We start from the raw sequence: 18,111 nt of genomic DNA on the forward strand, positions 1-18,111 counted from the left end.
ATTGGCAAATCAGTATCAAAATTGTAACTTTATTCTCAAGTTATCTATGACACCCATGATTAAGTAATGTTAGTGGTAGAGGTCGTCCTGTCAATACCACCCTACCATCTGTATTAATTATCCAACCTTGGATTTGTTCAAGATTTTGATGATTGATATTTTTTTCTTGACGCATCACCACAGGTGATTTATCTGGATGATTCTTGTCATTGATCTCTGGTGTTATACTACCACTAGTCTTGCCTATCTCTGCAACTTCCACTACCTCTGATAGTCCTGTTATCCCCGTAAATAAATCGTTAGGACTAGATGGTAATCCTCCCCTCCCAGTAATAGTAAACTCATTTTGACGATTGTCTAAGTTTGTACTAGCTGCACAAGTTTCCACAATTCTCGTAGTTGGATCAAGTAAAGTTACAGGTAATGTAAATAAACCTTGAGTGGGATCAACATTCAATCTGTTAATGGTTACTTGTCCATTCACACCAAATTCTGAAGTTGCTGTGATATCGCTTTGTAACGTACTTTGGGGACGATATTCTAAACCAAATATTCCCTGAGTCGTGATGTTAATATTTCCCCCTCTACCTTGATAAGCGTTGGCAGTAACATCGCTATTTTCATCAGGAACAGCAACGATAAATGGAGCATTAATTGTAATATTACCTCCATCTCCCCCAGCTTTATCTGTACCTGCTGTAGCTGTGATACGGCTGTTTTCACGTAATAGTAATAAATCTTGAATTGTTAAATTAATTTCTCCACCTTGATTAGCGGCAGTTTCTGCGTTGATAAAGCCTTGCTGTTCTAGGGTCAGACGATTTGCCTGTACAGATATATTCCCACCCTTACCACTACCTAGACTATTGACAGCTATTCCTGCACCATCTTGAATCTTCAAGATATTGGGGTCAATGATAATACTTCCACTATCACCACTAGAACCTGTCTCTGTATTGGCAAACAGCCCAGTATTGTTACCTGTTAAGGTAATATTGTCACGGACATTGAGATTAATATTTCCAGCTTGACCACTGCCGAAGGTAGTTGTCAGTAATTTAGCACCGTTGCTGGCAGTAACTTGGTCAGCATTGACAGTGATTTGACCACCACTACCATTGAGTTTACCTGTAGTTGAGGCAGATATTTGAGCGCGATCGCTAATTCTTAACAACGGACTATTGATAGTTATATCCCCAGCTTTACCAGCACCAGCCGTATTAGCAAAAATTCCAGCCGCAGCACCTCCATTTACCGCACTAGCTTGAATAGGTGGTGTTTCTAAAGAAATTTGCAAATCATAACCAGTTGGTCGTCTGAATTGATCAACAGCAGGAATCCCGCCTCCTTCTGGATTACTTACTTTAATATAATAAATACCAGAATTTGTAAAAGTGTACCTAAAATAAGGATCTTCTTGCTGTGTCATATTCAAACGACTGCCATCTGCACCCAAAGCATGGGGAGATTTGTCATTTGCAGCTAATACATTTCCTTGGTGATCAAAAAGAGTTAACTTAGTATTTACAGCGGGATAAGATTCATCTCTAATTTGGATAACACCAGTATTATCAATATCAAATATTGCTCTGGTGCCTGCATTGACTTTAAAGGCATAAATATCTACTGTTTCATCTCCCTTGCCCCGGATAGAAACATAAGGTATTCTACTGGAAAACTCCACCAAAGAATTTGTAGCTTCAGGATTATTTAACCAAAATAAATCATCTGCAATAACTTGTGCCGTTTCCAGTGAATCATTAGGTTCTACTTTCGTAATTTGCCAAGGTTGTTGAGCATCAAAATTCCTGACAGTTACATCTTGTCTTAATAAAGGTTCTGGTTGAGAACGTCCCGCAACTTGAGAGTCCACCCCTGTAATATTAACTTCTTCCTTAGCATTGACAATTATTTCCCCTGCATTTCCTCCTCCAAAAGTATTAGTTAATAATTGCCCTCCATTTACCAAAGAAACTTGATTAGCATCAATCGAAATACTGCCACCATTAGCTTGACTAAATGTTTGAGCAGCTAATACACCACCATCACTAATATTTAACTTACTAGTCTGAATAGATATTTTTCCTCCTTGTCCACTGTTTGCTCCTTCACTAGATGTGAAAATACCACTCAATAAACCATCTTCACCCATACCAGCAATATTGAGTGTATCAGTAACATTTAAAGAGATATCACCTGATTTTCCTGTTCCTTGAGTTAATGCTTGTAGTTGAGAACCATTTTTAATCACAACAGTATGAGCATAAATATTAATATTACCGCTATTCCCTGCGGCTTTAGAAGTAGATGCGGTACTGATATTACTACTCTGATCTAAAAATATAGATTCCTTCACATTCAAAACAATATTCCCAGCATCACCTTTACCTGCGGTTAAACTACGAATACTGCTATTATTATCTAGAAAAACACTTTTACTATTAATTTCAACATCACCACCTTTACCAACATTATAAGTTCCCGTATCAATTAAAGAAAAATCAGACAAATTTAAATTTTCTGCTTGAATATTAATTTTACCGCCAATCCCTGTTGAACCAGGTTCTAAAGCAGTTAAAAGCCGACTATTTTTTAAGGAGATTGCACCGCTGGAAATTAAGAATATATCTCCAGATTTACCATTACCTAAACTTGTACTACTAATATCTGTATTGATTAATTTAATTTCTGGCGCATCAAACCTTATCAAACCTCCATTACCTTCAGATTCGCTTCTAATTACAGTAGAATTTAAAATTAATTTATCACCATCTATTATAATATTTCCTCCCTGACCATGTTGACCGTAAGACGATGAATTTAAAAAAGGAATTGAGAGACTTTTATCGCCAGATATGTTGATATTAATATCACCACCACTTCCAGCTTGAAGAGAAAGAGAACGGGAAATAGACAACAGAGTTTGTACAAAAATATTTCCTCCAGTTGCATCAATAGAAATATTGCCACCATTCCCACCTTCCAACTTAGATTCAGACCAAGAATATATAGATTCTGCTGAAATATTGCCACTTATAGCATTTAATACTATATTTCCTCCATCACCTCCCTTACCATTCCGAGATGATGAAAAAGATAAGACATTTTTTGTAGAGATATTACCTCCATTAGCCACTAGAGAAATATTTCCTCCTCTACCGCCATCTAAATTAGAAATTGAATAGGTAGAGATAGATCCAGTAGAGATATTACCTCCATTAGCCACTAGAGAAATATTTCCTCCTCTACCTCCATCTAAATTAGAAATAGCATTGGTAAATAGAGATTCTGTAGATATGTTACCTCCATTAGTAACTAGAGAAATTTTCCCACCCCTACCTCCTTTTCCATTTCTAGATAATGAAATAGTAGAAACATTTTTAGTGGCAATATTACCTCCATGGGCTGTTAAAATAATATTGCCTCCATTTCCTGTTGTTCCCTGGGAAGTTATAGCATCAGAAGAAAGAAATTGTGTAGAAATATGTCCCCCTAATGCCGTCAAAGATATAGAACCTCCTCCTGTCTGAGCATCAGCATCAATGCTGCCAATATTGAGATTGACACCTTTAATTTCTATATTTCTCCCATTAGTTTTCATCACATTATCTTGACTCATATTAAAGTTACCATTGCCATCTGTATCAGCATCAGCAATAAATTTTATATCCCCATTTCCAGCCACTAGATTCAATTGTTTTTCTTCCAAAGAATTAACAATAATATTATTTGTAGCTTCTAAAACAATATTTGTATTTCCCGATAGTCCTTCTAAGGTTGATTGATAAATAGTAAAATTATCATTTTCATTGCTAGTGTCTCCATCACCAGCCGCAATAATTATATTGGTTGGATCAATCAATAGTGTGCCAGGACTGCCATTCACCGCATCTGTATTTACATTGCCTCTAAATATAAGTTTATCTTTACCTGAAACTTCTACAAATCCCCCATTTCCTAATTGCTGTCCTCCCTGAGCCATAATTTGACCATAAAATTCTGTCTTTTTATCTGACCAAACAATGACCTTACCGCCATTCCCACTGCCTATTTCTGAAGTATTTTCAAGATAATTGCCATTAGCATAAATAGTTGCTTTTTCTCCTATATAAGTTGTTTGGGCAGTAGGTAAATTACCTTTACCTTGATAATCGCCACCAATTAAAATTGTTCCTCCTACCCTTGGAGAAGATACATTAATTTGACTATTGTTTAATAATTTAATATTATTACCCAATATTTGTATCACACCTTGAGGAGCCGATAATTTACCTGTATTAATGATGTTAGATGCAAATAGAGTTATATTTTGACCATGATTAACAGTTAAATTACCTTGATTATTAATAGTAGTTGAAGCTTTTTTTAAGGCATTGGTAAATAAAGCATTAGGTTGGACAGATAATAATTGGCTTTTTTCTGGTTCAGTTGCACTAAATAACTTATCTTCCCCGATTTGAATCCCATCTGCCGTAGTAGCAAAAAATGATCCTCTAATGTCTAAACTGGCATTTTTACCAAAAAATATCCCATGAGGATTTACTAAAAACAAATTTGCTGTGCCTAAGACTCCCAATTTACCTAAAATATTGGAAGAATTATTCCCTGTCACACGAGTCAAGATATTCTCAATCCCAATAGGGTTGTGAAAATAAACTCCCCTACCTTCATCTACATTAAATTCTAAAAAACTGTGAAAAATATTCTTGCCTCGAATCGCACCACCCTCGATTATTTTATTCATTAAATCAATACTTTTCACAACAGAATTTTCTCGATTTAATGTTTGATCTGGTGTCAATTGAGCAAGAACAACTTGATTAATATTTGTGGATAATCCAGTAAAAAATATACAAATTCCTATTCCTAGCTGACTAGCTTGCAGTTGCCATGGTAACTTCATATTTTTATACCTTTTGAGAAAAAACTATGCAAATATTTACCTGCTTGTCTGGAAAAGCAGATTTCCAACTTGTATAACAATACAAACATGTTTTACGTAAGTATTATTTTTACTATATTCAAACTTTAACCAGGAGCAACAAAAATGACCACTACTTACCCCGGTACTAATGGCAATGACCTTTATCCAGGACTAAATGAAGATGAAATCATTTTTGGATTAATAGGGAATGATACCCTCTTAGGTATAGGTGGAAACGATTCCATTAATGGTGGTAGTGGTCACGACAGGTTAGAAGGTGGTAGTGGTAATGACACCCTAGATGGTGGTGTCGGCAACGACACCATGATTGGTGGTGCTGATAATGATATTTATTATGTTGATGGTACTGGTGATACAGTCACTGAACTAGCAAATGAAGGAATAGATATAGTTTACTCTTCTCGTAGTAGTTACACCTTAGGTGCAAATGTTGAAAATCTGACTTTGGTAGCCAATACTACTGCTGTAAATGGCACAGGTAATAGCCTTAACAACAGAATTATTGGCAATAGTAGTAATAATAGCCTCAGTGGTGGTGAAGGAAATGACACCCTCAATGGTGGTGCAGGTAACGACACCATGATTGGTGGTACAGGTAATGATGTCTATTACGTTGATAGTTCTAGTGATGTAGTTATTGAACAAGCAAGTGCTGGCACAGATACAATTCTTTCTTCTGTGAGTAATTACCCATTAAATACCACGGCAAATGTTGAAAATCTGACCTTAGTCACCAATAGTGCTGCACTTCATGGCAGAGGTAATAGTCTCAACAACAGAATTGTGGGTAATGCTGGTAACAATAGTCTGATTGGTGGTGCAGGAAATGACACTATCGTAGGTGGTGCAGGTAACGACACGATTGAAGGAGAAACAGGCACTGACTCCTTAGCAGGAGGTGCAGGAAATGATCTTTACTATTTAGATGGCATTGAGGATACCGTTATTGAAAATGCCAATGAAGGTATTGATTCTGTATATTCTTTTGTTTCGTATACCATACTAGCCAATGTTGAAGACTTAATTTTAATTGGCACATCTGAAAATGGAGAAGGTAACAATTTAAGTAATTTTATTTTAGGTAATAGTATTAATAATGCTCTCACTGGCGGTGCAGGAAATGACACCCTTTTAGGTGATTCTGATAACTTACCTAGTAATAGCGATGCAGATACCATGACAGGTGGCACTGGAGATGATTTGTTCTATGTTGATAATGAACTAGATGTAGTAATTGAGAATCTGAATGAAGGATACGATATTATCTACTCTGATATTAGCTATAGTTTACCTGATCATGTCAATAATTTACTTTTAACTAACAGCGATGTTGCTTTCTTTATATCTGGTAATAATGATAATAACTTTCTCAAAGGAAACCAAAACTCTAATTCTATCAATGGAGGTGGTGGTAACGACACTATTGATGGTGGAATTGGTGGAGATTTGATGAGTGGGGGTGAAGATGATGATGTTTATTATATTGATAACCCTAACGACTCAGCAAACGAAAATGAAAATGAAGGTACTGATACTGTATATTCTTATATTTCCTATGAACTAGCAGCCAATGTAGAAAACTTAATTCTGCTCAATGGTGCTGTTAATGGCAATGGCAATATTTTAAATAACCTGATTATTGGTAATGATGGTACTAACTCACTCAATGGTGGCGCTGGTAACGACACTATTGACGGTAGAATTGGTGCTGATGTGATGATTGGTGGTCAAAATGATGATATTTACTATGTTGATAACATTAATGATTCAGTGAATGAAAATGCCAATGAAGGTATTGACACTGTATATTCTTCCATTTTTTATGGACTAGCAGCAAATGTAGAAAACCTGATTCTCACTGGTACTGCTATTAATGGCAATGGGAACAGTTTAAATAACAATATTCTTGGTAATAATAGTAATAACTCAATCAATGGCAACGCTGGCAATGATACTCTCAATGGTGGTATTGGTAACGATACCATGATTGGTGGTACTGGTGATGATATTTATTATGTTGATAGCACTGCTGATGTAGTTACTGAAAATGTCAACGAAGGTATTGATACTGTGTATTCTTCCATTGCCTATGAACTAGCAGCTAATGTAGAAAATCTGATTCTCATAGATACTGCTCTTACTGGTCATGGTAATAGTTTAAATAACAATATTCTTGGTAATAACAACAAGAATTTACTCAATGGTGGTACTGGTAATGATACCCTCAATGGTGGTATTGGTAACGATACCATGATTGGTGATACTGGTAATGATGTCTATTACGTTGATAGCATTGATGATGTAGTTAATGAAAATGTCAACGAAGGCGTTGATACTGTCTATTCTTCCATTGCCTATGAACTAGCAGCCAATGTAGAAAATCTGATTCTCATAGATACTGCTCTTACTGGTCATGGTAATAGTTTAAATAATAATATTCTTGGTAATAACAACAAGAATTTACTCAATAGTGGTACTGGCAATGATACCCTCAATGGTGGTATTGGTAACGATACCCTGATTGGTGGTACTGGTGATGATATTTATTATGTTGATAGCACTGCTGATGTAGTTACTGAAAATGCCAACGAAGGTATTGATACTGTCTATTCTTCCATTGCTTATACCCTTACTGCCAACGTAGAAAACCTGATTCTCACTGGTACGGCTATTAATGGCAATGGGAATAGTCTAAGTAACAATATCATTGGCAATAATAGTAATAATTCCCTCAATGGTGGTACTGGTAATGACACTTTGATTGGTGGTGCTGGTAATGACACCATCAATGGTGGCATAGGTGATGATATTTATTATGTTGACAGCGCTGGGGATGCAGTGATAGAAATTGCCATCGCAGGCATTGATACTGTATATTCTGCTATTTCTTATACCCTTGCTGCCAATGTAGAAAACCTGATTCTCACTGGTACGGCTATTAATGGTAATGGGAATAGTCTAAATAACAATATCATTGGCAATAATAGTAATAATTCCCTCAATGGTGGTACTGGTAATGACACTTTGATTGGTGGTACTGGTAATGATGTCTATTATGTTGATAGTTCTGCTGATATAGTCACAGAAAATATAAATGAAGGCATTGACACTGTATATTCTTCAGTCTCTTATTCTTTGAGTGCTAACATCGAAAAACTCATACTGACAGGTACTGCTGCATCAGCCGTCGGTAATAGCTTGAGTAATAGTATTGTTGGCAATATCAGCAATAACTATTTATCGGGTGGTGCTGGTAATGATACTCTCAATGGTTCTAATGGCAACGATACCATGCTTGGTGGTACAGGTAATGATATTTACTATGTTTATAATGTTGGAGATGTAGTCACAGAAAATATCAATGAAGGCATTGACACTGTATATTCTTCAGTTTCTTATTTTTTGGCGGGAAATCTAGAAAATCTCACCCTCATTGGTACGAGTTATGCAGGATATGGAAATAGTTTAAATAATTGGATCGCAGGAAATTCTAGTAATAACTATTTATCTGGTGGTTGGGGGAATGATACCATCAACGGAGGTTTGGGTAACGATACGATGGTTGGTGGTTTAGGTAATGATATTTATTATGTTAATAGTGGTGGTGATGTAGTTACTGAAAATAGTAGCGAAGGCGTTGATACAGTCTATTCTTCTGTTTCCTATACTTTAACTGCCAATGTCGAAAATCTCACTCTTAGCAATCCTGCTGCTACAGGCAATGGTAATAGTTTGAGTAACAATATCACTGGCAATAGTATTAACAATACTCTGTTTGGTAGTGGTGGCAATGATACCCTCAATGGTGGGTCAGGTAATGATACCCTCAATGGCGGTGATAATAATGATGTGCTGATTGGTTATGGCGGTGGATTAGGTGAAAAAGATATTCTAATTGGTGGTCTTGGAGTTGATACTTTTGTTTTAGGTAATAGCAGTAATGTTTTTTATTACAACACAGGCAGTGGCACTTATGCTCAAATTCAAGGTTGGCAGGTAGGGATAGATAAAATCCGCGCAAAAACAGGTAGTTATAGTCTCCTACAAGCCAATTTTGGTGTAGGTAGTAGCACTATTCTCGATACTGGGGTTTATTTTAATAGCGACTTGATTGCGGTTGTTCAAGATATTAGTAGTAGTCAAATAAATATATCTCAGGATTTTATTTTTGTATAATCAAAGCATTAACAAATCCAATGAATAAAACAAGACAAAATTTACCTATTCCTCCTCATTTTAATTCTGAAAAAGTGGGTGAGGTTTGGCGTGTACCCTATCAACAACTGGCTGTTGAAGCTGAAGCATGGGCAAAACAACATCACATCCAACCAGCATCAACAGATACAACGCGCATTTGTTTGCTATTAATTGATGTTCAAAATACCTTTTGTATTTCTGATTTTGAATTATATGTAGGTGGACAATCAGGAACTGGCGCAGTTGATGATAATCAAAGATTGTGTGAATTTATTTATCGTCATTTAGGGGTAATTACAAAAATTATCCCGACTTTAGATACTCACACAGCAATGCAAATTTTTCACCCCATATTTTGGATTAATCAACAGGGTGAACACCCAATACTGGCAGCTACTAATATTACACCCCAAGATATTGAACAAGGGATTTGGCGAGTCAATCCAGCGGTGGCTAAAAGTGTGGCAAATGGTGATGAGGAGTTATTAGTAAAACAGGCTTTTCATTATGTCAAACAACTTAGCCAAGATGGTAAATATCCCCTGACTGTGTGGCCTTATCATTCTATGATAGGTGGGATTGGCCATGCTTTAGTAGCAGCAGTGGAAGAAGCTATATTTTTTCATAGTATTGCTAGGCAAAGTCAAGCTCAATTTGAGTTAAAAGGAGAAAATCCGTTAACTGAAAATTATTCGATTTTGCGTCCAGAGGTATTAGTTGGTTTTGATGACCAGCCTCTGGGTCAAAAGAATACTAATTTAATCAAGCAACTTTTAGACTATGATGCTGTGATTATTGCTGGACAGGCGAAAAGTCATTGTGTGGCTTGGACAATTGATGATTTATTAACAGAAATTAAACAGGTAGATAGCACCCTTGCCCAAAAAATCTATCTATTGGAGGATTGTACTTCTCCTGTTGTAGTTCCTGGTGTGGTAGATTACACTGACCAAGCTAATGCTACATTTGCCAGATTTGCAGAGGCAGGAATGCACATTATCCAATCGACTGACGAACTGGTGATTGGGAGTTGAGTTATTTGCTTAAATAAGCTTTAGGGTCTTTGGCTTCCCAACCTAAGGAACCACTAGCGCGAATTTCAAAATGGAGATGGGGTTGGGGGGAAGTTGGTTGTCCGGTGGTGCCAACAGTTCCTAAGATGTCACCTTTGCTAATTTGTTGACCAAGTTGAACATTAATACTGTCTAGTTGGGCATAGCGACTTTGATAACCGCCAGCATGGTTAATAATCACGACTTTGCCATAGGTTCCTTGTTCTTTTGCAAAGACTACCACACCTGGAGCGATCGCTTCTACCGCAGTCCCCATTGGGGCTAATAAATCTATCCCACTATGAAAGAAAACATCTCCTGTAGTGGGCTGAATTTGCCAGCCATAACCCAAACCAATGGAGGTGCTATTCGCTAAAGGATAACCAGAGATATCAACTGACTGTGGTTGATTGAAGGTGGATGAAGTTGAGATCAGGGATTTTGGTGAACCTGTTGTTCCTGGTATGACTGGCACAAACACCACCCGTGGATCTTTTTGACAGCCATTCACTTCAAATAAAGTGTCTGGACGCACTTTATATTTAACAGCTACTTGCCGCCAATTTTGACCGCGAGGTACTTCCACAACCATACCATTCAAGGGAGGTATCTGAAGTTCTGTCCCAATGGTGACTACACCGTTCATCACCGAGGAATTCATGGCGCTAATAGTTGTTGGTGCGACATTGTAACTAGCGGCGATACTCTCTAAAGTTTCACCACGACTCACTATATGGCGTTGAATACGAGATAAGGCAGGAGTGGGACAACCGCTGACAGCAGCAGCAGGTTTCATTGCTGGCAGGGTGGAAAATAAGGCTACAGCACTGATGAAGCTAGAAACAAAAAAGGAACGAGAACAAAGAATCATGTAAATTTATCTTGAAATCAGTGAACAGTTAACAGTGAACGCTGATAACCTTAGTAAATTTGGTGTTAGCAAGATGATCAACATCTGAGCTAACTATTAAAAGGGGGCTAATTTTAGATTGTAGACGGGGATTTCCAAAATAGACGCGGAAATTTTGCTGTAAATTCATCTGCCAAGTTTGCCTTTGCTTGACTACACTGAGAGATGAGCAAGTGTCTTGCAGTGATGGGGAAAAAGTATTTTTAATTGTTATGAAGTTATCTGTAAAGCAACTAGCCATTTATCTATGTTTAGTCGCCGTAGGTAGTGGTGCAGGTTTATTAAGTAGTCGATATCTTTGGCGAGAATCTCACTCATTTCAACAGTTAAAAAATGTCACAGTAGCATTGCCTTCTGAATCAATGATTTCCCATTCGACCAATGGTTCAATTAATGCTGCTGATGGAGATAATGTAAATTTTATTGCTACGGCTGTACAAAAAGTAGGACCCGCAGTGGTGAGAATTAACGCTACTCGTAAGGTGACAAATTCCTGGTTTGATTTGGGGAAAAATCCTGTATTTCAGCGTTTTTTTGGTGAAGATGAACAACCAATACCCCCAGAAAGAATTGAGCGGGGTACAGGTTCAGGATTTATCTTAAGTGAGAATGGTGAATTGCTCACTAACGCCCATGTAGTGGAAAAAACAGATACTGTTTTAGTGACTTTGAAAGATGGTCGCACCTTTACAGGTAAGGTCGTAGGAGTTGACCCGGTAACAGATGTAGCGGCGGTGAAAATTTCGGCTCAAAATTTACCTAAGGTAGATTTGGGGAATTCACAAAATTTGATTCCCGGACAATGGGCGATCGCTATTGGTAATCCTTTAGGTTTAGATAATACTGTTACTATCGGCATTATTAGTGCCACAGACCGCACCAGTGCCCAAGTTGGTGTACCAGACCGAAGGGTCAGCTTTATTCAAACTGACGCGGCAATTAACCCTGGTAATTCTGGTGGGCCACTTTTAAATGCCAAAGGAGAAGTAATCGGCGTTAATACCGCTATTCGCGCCGACGCTCAAGGGCTGGGTTTTGCTATTCCTATTGAAACTGCTGCCCGTGTAGCTAATGAACTGTTTACTACAGGAAAAGCGGAACATCCTTTTTTTGGTGTGGAAACCACAGACCTAACTCCGACCAATAAACAGCAAATTAGTCGAGAGCATCAAATTCAAATTCAATCAGATGTGGGTGTTGTGGTGAAAAACTTTGCACCAAATTCACCAGCCCCGGCCAGTGGACTACGCCCTGGTGACGTGATTCAAAAAATTAACAACAAACCAATCAAAACATCTGCCCAAGTTCAGAAGTTGGTGGACTCCAGCAAAGTGGGAGACATTTTCACCGTTGAGGTCAACCGTAACGGCAAGATGAGGACTTTAAAAGTTGAGTTAGGCGCTTATCCGCAAAAGTAGCAGCAGTGACAGACGGAAAAATTACGTCTGTACTGTTCACGCTTTTATTGATTGGATAAATGTTCTAACTGCATCCGTTGTTCCATCTGGCGCAAGAAATACCCCGTCATCATCGCTGATGCTAATAGCCCCGCTAGGTTATCCCGGTCGGTGGTAATTTGCACGTTGAAGTTCTCTGCCGGGAGCATTCCGACTAACCCTTGTACATTTTGAGAAATAATTTGTTTTATTTCTGGGCTAACGGACTGAGCTACACGGGCTAAAACTTCAGGAGATTGGTGCTGTAAATATTTAAGTAACTGATTAGGGTTTTCCCCCAACGGTTCATTCAGAAGTTGATTAGGGTGTTCCTCAGAGTCGTCGTTCAGAAAATTAGGATTAAACACCATTGGCAATTTTTTTTAGCTTAGTTGCTAATTCTACTCTAAACCATAGCTCTAGGCTAGCGCATTTTCCACAGGGTTTGGGAGGTGAGCATCAGGGATTGGTGATTATTTGAGATTTAATTTTCCTGTGGGGGTACTAATTCTAGTTCTAGCTGTTGTTCTTGTTCTGATTTGTCTTCTGCAAACAAGGTTTGGGGTAGCTGGTCAATTTGAAAGTATTGATGGAATTTTGGGGTGACTTGTAAGGAATAGGAGCGAGAATCGTTGTCTCGACGTTTGCGGACAAAACCTAATTCCACCAGTTCTTGGACATGTTGATAAGCCCCAGAACCCCGCAAGTTAATTAAATCACTTTGGAGAATGGGACTGTTGAGGGCGATCGCTGCTAAAGTTCTTAGAGCGCCTACACCTAATTCTACAGGTATCATTGTTTGCACTAAATCTTGGAAATCTGCCCGTAGTTGCAAACAATAACCAGCCGGTGTTTCGACAACTTCCAGGGCGCTATCTCGACGGGCATAACTATCAATCAATTCCAGTATGCCATCTTCGGCTGTGGCGCGATCGCAGGAGGCATATTCAGCTATTTCACTAATCGATAGAGGTTTCCCTTTTAAATAGAGAATGGCTTCTATTTTGGTCGCTGTGGCTATATTTTTGGGCATTGGGCAGAGCATTGGTCATTGGCAAGTCATGACCATGAGTAACAAATAATAAGTGTGTGGGATGCTACCAGGATTGTTTTTCTCTGTCAAGATGACGCTGATGGAGAATAAATTCAGCTATGGCTAAATCTTGGGGGGTGGTGACTTTTAAATTGGTTTCTTCACCGGGGACTATTCGCACTGCAATTCCACATTTTTCAAACAAGGCCGCATCATCTGTTACTTCCCAACCTTGGCGCACACCTTCAGCATGGCACTGTTTCAACAATTTGACATCAAACCCTTGGGGAGTTTGGGCCGCCCAAAGTTGCTGACGGTCAGGGGTATCTTGAATGATGCCACTTTGGTCAACTACTTTAATCGTATCTTTCACTGGAACAGCAGCAATTAAGCCAGGACAATGGCAAATTGCTGCTGCACAGGCATTGAGTAATTCTGGTGTGACTAAACATCTAGCACCATCATGGATTAAGACTTGTTGTGCCTCTGCTGGCAGCGCCTGTAAGCCATTGTAAACTGATTCTTGTCGGGTGGAGCCACCAGCAATTAATTCAATCGGTTTGGTCAGTCCTAAATCAGGAATAATGGCTTTAAAGTCATCCCAGTCGCTCGGTTGACCAATAATACCAATCCAACTGATAGAATTGGCTGCCTCTGCCGCTAACAAAGTCCAAGCAAGTAGGGGTTGTGATCGCACTTTCAAGAGTAGCTTATTGCAATCAGCACCCATTCTTTTACCGCTTCCAGCCGATGGAATTAATAAATACACAGCAATCCTCAATCTTCAACTTAGCAACTGGGAAATTGGTGAGGTGGAGAGGATGATAACTGACTCAAAACCAATCAGCAATCCCCAATTACCTATTCCCATTACCTATATTCCCCTAAAATAGGGAGCGAGTTAGCGTCAATAAATATTATGCGAGTAGTAGCCCTTGTACCTGGCGGAATTGGCGACCAAATTCTTTTTTTTCCGACTCTTGATGGTCTGAAGCGTCATTATCCTCATGCACAGATCGATGTCGTTGTGGAACCCCAGTCAAAGGCTGCCTATGGAGTGAGCAAATCAGTTCACGAGGTATTAACCTTTGATTATAAAGACCGCAACAGTTTAGCTGATTGGGGTAACTTAGTCGGCACAATTCGCGATCGCGAATATGATGTAGCTATTAGTGCTGGACAAAGTTGGTTTGTAGGTTTATTACTTTGGTTAACAGGCATTCCCAAACGCATTGGCTACCAAGGTAATGGCACCCTCTTTCTTACCGACTCCATTCCCTGCCAAATTTCCCAGTATGCAGCAGCAATATATTACGATTTGCTCAAACCTTTAGGGATTGACAAACCTTGTCCAGAATTAGCCATCAATATCCCCAAATCCGCTCTCGATTGGGCAAAACAAGAACAGCAGCGGTTAGGAACTGAGCAAACAGGTTACATTCTCATCTATGCCGGATCTGATCGATTACCACCGGCCCAAATCTATCCTCAACAAAGTTGGCAGGAAATTATCCAAGAATGCCAAAAACAGCAGCCAGATTTACCCATAGTCGTAATTCAAGACCGGGATGATGTAGAATTTGTGCGATCGCTCCAAGCAGATTGTCCAAACATCAAAATCACTGCCCCAGAGGATATTAGCAAATTAGCCGCCATCATCGGTGGAGCCAGCTTAATGTTGTCCATCAATAGCCCAGCATTACAACTGAGCGTAGCCGTACAAACCTATACTATCGCCCTCCTGGGAGGTGCAGATCCAAGGCAATTATTACCAAAAAGTGATAAATTCCTCACCATCAAATCTGCAACTGCTCAAACAGCAGATATTTCACCCAAAACAGTTTTAGAAAAAATCTGGGCTGGGTGATCATTAATTCTCCACGAGAACCTACACCCAGCAATAAACTCCAATTCAAAAATCAAACATCACAATGGCAAAATATTGATTCTGAATTGGAGTTGTAGCACCTGGTAAATCAATGAAGTACACATTTGAACCTGATAAATCTTCTAGGGCAGGCATATTACCTGCCCTTGTGTACCTCACTCCATTAAGCTATTCAAGTCACACCGCAATTATTGAATCATCTCAAAAAAAGCATCTTCTAATTCATAGCCCAGAACTTGCGCCAAAGATTTCAGTCGGAATTGACTCGGAATACCTTGCTGTTTGAGCCAATCACTAATAATAAATATTTTATGCATCAAAAAGATTTCTAAAGCTTCGGGATTGTACTGAATCCCTTCCTTAGAACTGAATTGATGAGGAACCAACATCGCTGTATAACGGGCAAATTCTCCAGATTTCCAATCCAGTAAAAAAGGCAACCAAGGATATTTAGCATCTAAACGCACAAACCATAAGCGTACCTCAGGAATTTCCGGTAATTCTCTTGGATCACCCGGTTCTCTCTCGTAATTCACCTCAAACTGGAGTTGTTGTTCTTCAGATGTCAAACTTCCTTCTTGCAGCAGTGGTTCAATCACCGTTAATGCAGGTGAAATGTCAAGACGCTCAATAATGTCCTTATTCAGAGTAATGGTGATTGTCATGCTTGATTACTCAAAAGTGGAAACTGAAGATTCACAGTACCAGCTTTTGGATATAGATGCTACCATTTCGCTCTGATACAAAGGTCAGGGAACAGGTTACAGGTTACAGGGAACAGGTTACAGAGGAAGAAGAGTGAATTTCCTTATTTTCTTCCTTATGTAACTGCTGTAACTTCTGTTCGCGCAGCGTGACGCAGCCATACTTCTGTAACTTCTGTAACTTCTGAACTTCTGTTCGCGCAGCGTGGCGTTAGCCATACTTCTGTAACTCCTGAACCCCTCAGATAGACATTAACCTGCATTTTAAGCTAAAGTTGTAATGAGTTTGATTTAGATTAAGGATGCAGTCATACAACTATTAAGCAATATTTAACGGGAAAATTAGCCCCACAGTTAACAAACTGCAATATGCAAAAGCCAGTGATTTCTACAAAACCAATTCGTTCCCTAGAAGATGCTCTTGATCGCTGTCAAATTTTGGGTATGCGTGTTAGTCGTCAGCGACGTTTTATTTTAGAGCTATTGTGGCAAGAACAAGAACATCTTTCCGCACGGGAGATTTACGATCGCCTCAACCAACAAGGTAAAGAAATAGGCCATACCTCCGTATATCAAAATTTAGAAGCCCTATCCAGTCAAGGTATTATTGAATGTATTGAACATTGCGACGGGCGTTTATACGGCAATATTAGTGATGCTCACAGCCATATAACTTGTCTAGAAAGCAATAAAATCGTTGATGTACATGTAGAATTACCTGAAGAATTACTACGTCAAGTTGAAGCACAAACTGGTATCAAAGTTTCCGCTTATACTATTAACTTTTACGGGCATAGAGCCATCCAAGAATAGGTCAAAAAGCTCCATATTATCAATAAATAATCATTCTTCGCTTCCAGTGGTAGAAACGCTAATCATGTTTTTGCCACTTTTTTATGTTAATTTTCTTGCCTACAAAATATTTACTTTTGTCGAGTTGCACTATCACTGCAACCAACCTAATTTTTTCTTAAATAAAGCCCATTGGGATGTAACTCTAAATATGCAAAAAGTGAGTTAAAGAACAATTAGAAAATTGCTCTCATCATAGTATCACTGATTAGTCACCCCAGGAGCGTAATTTATGTTTGCAAATCGCCAAGGACAAAGAGTTCCTCAAGTTACATTTCGTACTCGTCAAAATAACCAATGGGTTAATGTAACAACTGATGATTTGTTTACAGATAGAACTGTGATAGTCTTCTCCTTACCGGGTGCGTTTACTCCTACTTGTTCATCAGCCCATGTTCCGGGATACAACGATTTAGCAAAAGTTTTTAAAGAAAATGGTGTAGATGAAATTATCTGTTTATCAGTTAATGATGCCTTTGTCATGAATGAATGGGCAAAGCATCAAGCCGCAGACAATATTACTTTTATCCCTGATGGCAATGGTGAATTTACTGCTGGTATGGGAATGCTAGTTAATCGCTCAGATTTGGGTTTTGGTAATCGTTCTTGGCGATACTCAATGTTAGTCAAAGATGGGGTAATTGAGCAAATGTTTATTGAACCCTATGAACCGGGAGACCCTTTTCAAGTTTCTGATGCGGAAACTATGCTCAAATACATTAATCCCTATGCGGTGAAACCCAAACTGGTTTCTTTATTTACCAAGGTTGGCTGCCCCTACTGCGCTCGTGCTAAAGCGTTACTGTTAGAACAGGGGATAGATTACGAAGAAATAACAATCGATGAGGTTGTTACCACCCGTGCGTTGCGAGCTATCACAGGTACAACTACAGTGCCTCAAATATTTATTGATGGTCAATTAATTGGTGGTTCAGAAGCTTTAATTGCTTATCTAAGTGCAAATTAGATTCAAAACGAGAAACGCCCTAGCCAAGGGGCTAGGGGGATGAATCCTTACTGAACTTAAAATAGACTGATTCAAGTTCATCTATAAATATTATCTAACGTATAAAACCACAATTGTCTCATCGTGT

At 38.7% G+C, this 18,111-nt stretch carries 13 protein-coding genes; 6 read left to right on the top strand and 7 right to left on the bottom strand.

Annotated elements, in window-relative coordinates; translation table 11 throughout:
• Positions 1 to 40: 40 nt before the first annotated feature.
• Positions 41 to 4,903, bottom strand: a complete 4,863-nt coding sequence (locus H6G73_RS25200) for a two-partner secretion domain-containing protein (RefSeq protein WP_190601156.1) — start codon at positions 4,901 to 4,903, stop codon at positions 41 to 43.
• 144 nt (positions 4,904 to 5,047) lie between these two features.
• On the opposite strand from H6G73_RS25200, the gene H6G73_RS24310 reads away from it, so the two are divergent.
• Complete coding sequence (locus tag H6G73_RS24310; protein ID WP_190601157.1) at positions 5,048 to 9,121, top strand: beta strand repeat-containing protein; 4,074 nt, start codon at positions 5,048 to 5,050, stop codon at positions 9,119 to 9,121.
• Between the two features lie 20 nt (positions 9,122 to 9,141).
• On the top strand, positions 9,142 to 10,176 hold the full coding sequence (locus tag H6G73_RS01460; protein WP_190601158.1) for an isochorismatase: 1,035 nt from the start codon (positions 9,142 to 9,144) through the stop codon (positions 10,174 to 10,176).
• A gap of 1 nt (position 10,177) precedes the next feature.
• Here H6G73_RS01460 and H6G73_RS01465 read toward each other — a convergent pair whose 3' ends face one another.
• The gene (locus H6G73_RS01465) at positions 10,178 to 11,065 is read right to left on the bottom strand and encodes a LysM peptidoglycan-binding domain-containing M23 family metallopeptidase (protein WP_190601159.1); all 888 of its coding nucleotides are present in this window, start codon (positions 11,063 to 11,065) and stop codon (positions 10,178 to 10,180) included.
• 251 nt (positions 11,066 to 11,316) lie between these two features.
• Here H6G73_RS01465 and H6G73_RS01470 point away from each other — a divergent pair, with 251 nt between their 5' ends.
• Positions 11,317 to 12,522: an HhoA/HhoB/HtrA family serine endopeptidase gene (locus H6G73_RS01470; RefSeq protein ID WP_190601160.1), complete on the top strand. Its 1,206-nt coding sequence runs from the start codon at positions 11,317 to 11,319 to the stop codon at positions 12,520 to 12,522.
• Positions 12,523 to 12,566: 44 nt separating this feature from the next.
• Here H6G73_RS01470 and H6G73_RS01475 read toward each other — a convergent pair whose 3' ends face one another.
• From H6G73_RS01475 to ispD, 3 genes are all read right to left on the bottom strand, one after another.
• On the bottom strand, positions 12,567 to 12,911 hold the full coding sequence (locus H6G73_RS01475; RefSeq protein WP_190601161.1) for a DUF760 domain-containing protein: 345 nt from the start codon (positions 12,909 to 12,911) through the stop codon (positions 12,567 to 12,569).
• Positions 12,912 to 13,024: 113 nt separating this feature from the next.
• Positions 13,025 to 13,573 (bottom strand): SMC-Scp complex subunit ScpB, encoded by a 549-nt coding sequence (scpB, locus tag H6G73_RS01480; RefSeq protein ID WP_199317556.1) that lies wholly within the window; start codon positions 13,571 to 13,573, stop codon positions 13,025 to 13,027.
• Between the two features lie 64 nt (positions 13,574 to 13,637).
• On the bottom strand, positions 13,638 to 14,342 hold the full coding sequence (ispD, locus tag H6G73_RS01485; protein WP_190601162.1) for a 2-C-methyl-D-erythritol 4-phosphate cytidylyltransferase: 705 nt from the start codon (positions 14,340 to 14,342) through the stop codon (positions 13,638 to 13,640).
• Positions 14,343 to 14,492: 150 nt separating this feature from the next.
• On the opposite strand from ispD, the gene H6G73_RS01490 reads away from it, so the two are divergent.
• On the top strand, positions 14,493 to 15,440 hold the full coding sequence (locus H6G73_RS01490; protein WP_190601163.1) for a glycosyltransferase family 9 protein: 948 nt from the start codon (positions 14,493 to 14,495) through the stop codon (positions 15,438 to 15,440).
• 209 nt (positions 15,441 to 15,649) lie between these two features.
• On the opposite strand, the gene H6G73_RS01495 is transcribed toward H6G73_RS01490, so the two are convergent.
• Entirely contained in the window at positions 15,650 to 16,126 is a 477-nt protein-coding gene (locus tag H6G73_RS01495) for a CRR6 family NdhI maturation factor (protein WP_190601164.1), read from the bottom strand.
• 155 nt (positions 16,127 to 16,281) lie between these two features.
• Positions 16,282 to 16,428 (bottom strand): hypothetical protein, encoded by a 147-nt coding sequence (locus H6G73_RS01500; protein ID WP_190601165.1) that lies wholly within the window; start codon positions 16,426 to 16,428, stop codon positions 16,282 to 16,284.
• A 106-nt stretch (positions 16,429 to 16,534) separates the two neighbouring features.
• On the opposite strand from H6G73_RS01500, the gene H6G73_RS01505 reads away from it, so the two are divergent.
• Both H6G73_RS01505 and H6G73_RS01510 read left to right on the top strand, forming a co-directional pair.
• Positions 16,535 to 16,978 (top strand): Fur family transcriptional regulator, encoded by a 444-nt coding sequence (locus H6G73_RS01505; RefSeq protein WP_190601166.1) that lies wholly within the window; start codon positions 16,535 to 16,537, stop codon positions 16,976 to 16,978.
• A 271-nt stretch (positions 16,979 to 17,249) separates the two neighbouring features.
• The gene (locus H6G73_RS01510) at positions 17,250 to 17,984 is read left to right on the top strand and encodes a glutathione peroxidase (protein ID WP_190601167.1); all 735 of its coding nucleotides are present in this window, start codon (positions 17,250 to 17,252) and stop codon (positions 17,982 to 17,984) included.
• Positions 17,985 to 18,111: the final 127 nt, after the last annotated feature.

It is taken from the genome of Richelia sinica FACHB-800 (genome assembly GCF_014698825.1).
Taxonomy (GTDB): Bacteria; Cyanobacteriota; Cyanobacteriia; order Cyanobacteriales; family Nostocaceae; genus FACHB-800.

Excerpts from the sequence above, each read along its gene's own strand:
- H6G73_RS25200 (WP_190601156.1), bottom strand. The coding sequence starts at position 4,903 with ATGAAGTTACCATGGCAACTGCAAGCTAGTCAGCTAGGAATAGGAATT.
- H6G73_RS24310 (WP_190601157.1), top strand. The coding sequence starts at position 5,048 with ATGACCACTACTTACCCCGGTACTAATGGCAATGACCTTTATCCAGGA.
- H6G73_RS01460 (WP_190601158.1), top strand. The coding sequence starts at position 9,142 with ATGAATAAAACAAGACAAAATTTACCTATTCCTCCTCATTTTAATTCT.
- H6G73_RS01465 (WP_190601159.1), bottom strand. The coding sequence starts at position 11,065 with ATGATTCTTTGTTCTCGTTCCTTTTTTGTTTCTAGCTTCATCAGTGCT.
- H6G73_RS01470 (WP_190601160.1), top strand. The coding sequence starts at position 11,317 with ATGAAGTTATCTGTAAAGCAACTAGCCATTTATCTATGTTTAGTCGCC.
- H6G73_RS01475 (WP_190601161.1), bottom strand. The coding sequence starts at position 12,911 with ATGGTGTTTAATCCTAATTTTCTGAACGACGACTCTGAGGAACACCCT.
- scpB (WP_199317556.1), bottom strand. The coding sequence starts at position 13,573 with ATGCCCAAAAATATAGCCACAGCGACCAAAATAGAAGCCATTCTCTAT.
- H6G73_RS01490 (WP_190601163.1), top strand. The coding sequence starts at position 14,493 with ATGCGAGTAGTAGCCCTTGTACCTGGCGGAATTGGCGACCAAATTCTT.
- H6G73_RS01495 (WP_190601164.1), bottom strand. The coding sequence starts at position 16,126 with ATGACAATCACCATTACTCTGAATAAGGACATTATTGAGCGTCTTGAC.
- H6G73_RS01500 (WP_190601165.1), bottom strand. The coding sequence starts at position 16,428 with ATGCAGGTTAATGTCTATCTGAGGGGTTCAGGAGTTACAGAAGTATGG.
- H6G73_RS01505 (WP_190601166.1), top strand. The coding sequence starts at position 16,535 with ATGCAAAAGCCAGTGATTTCTACAAAACCAATTCGTTCCCTAGAAGAT.
- H6G73_RS01510 (WP_190601167.1), top strand. The coding sequence starts at position 17,250 with ATGTTTGCAAATCGCCAAGGACAAAGAGTTCCTCAAGTTACATTTCGT.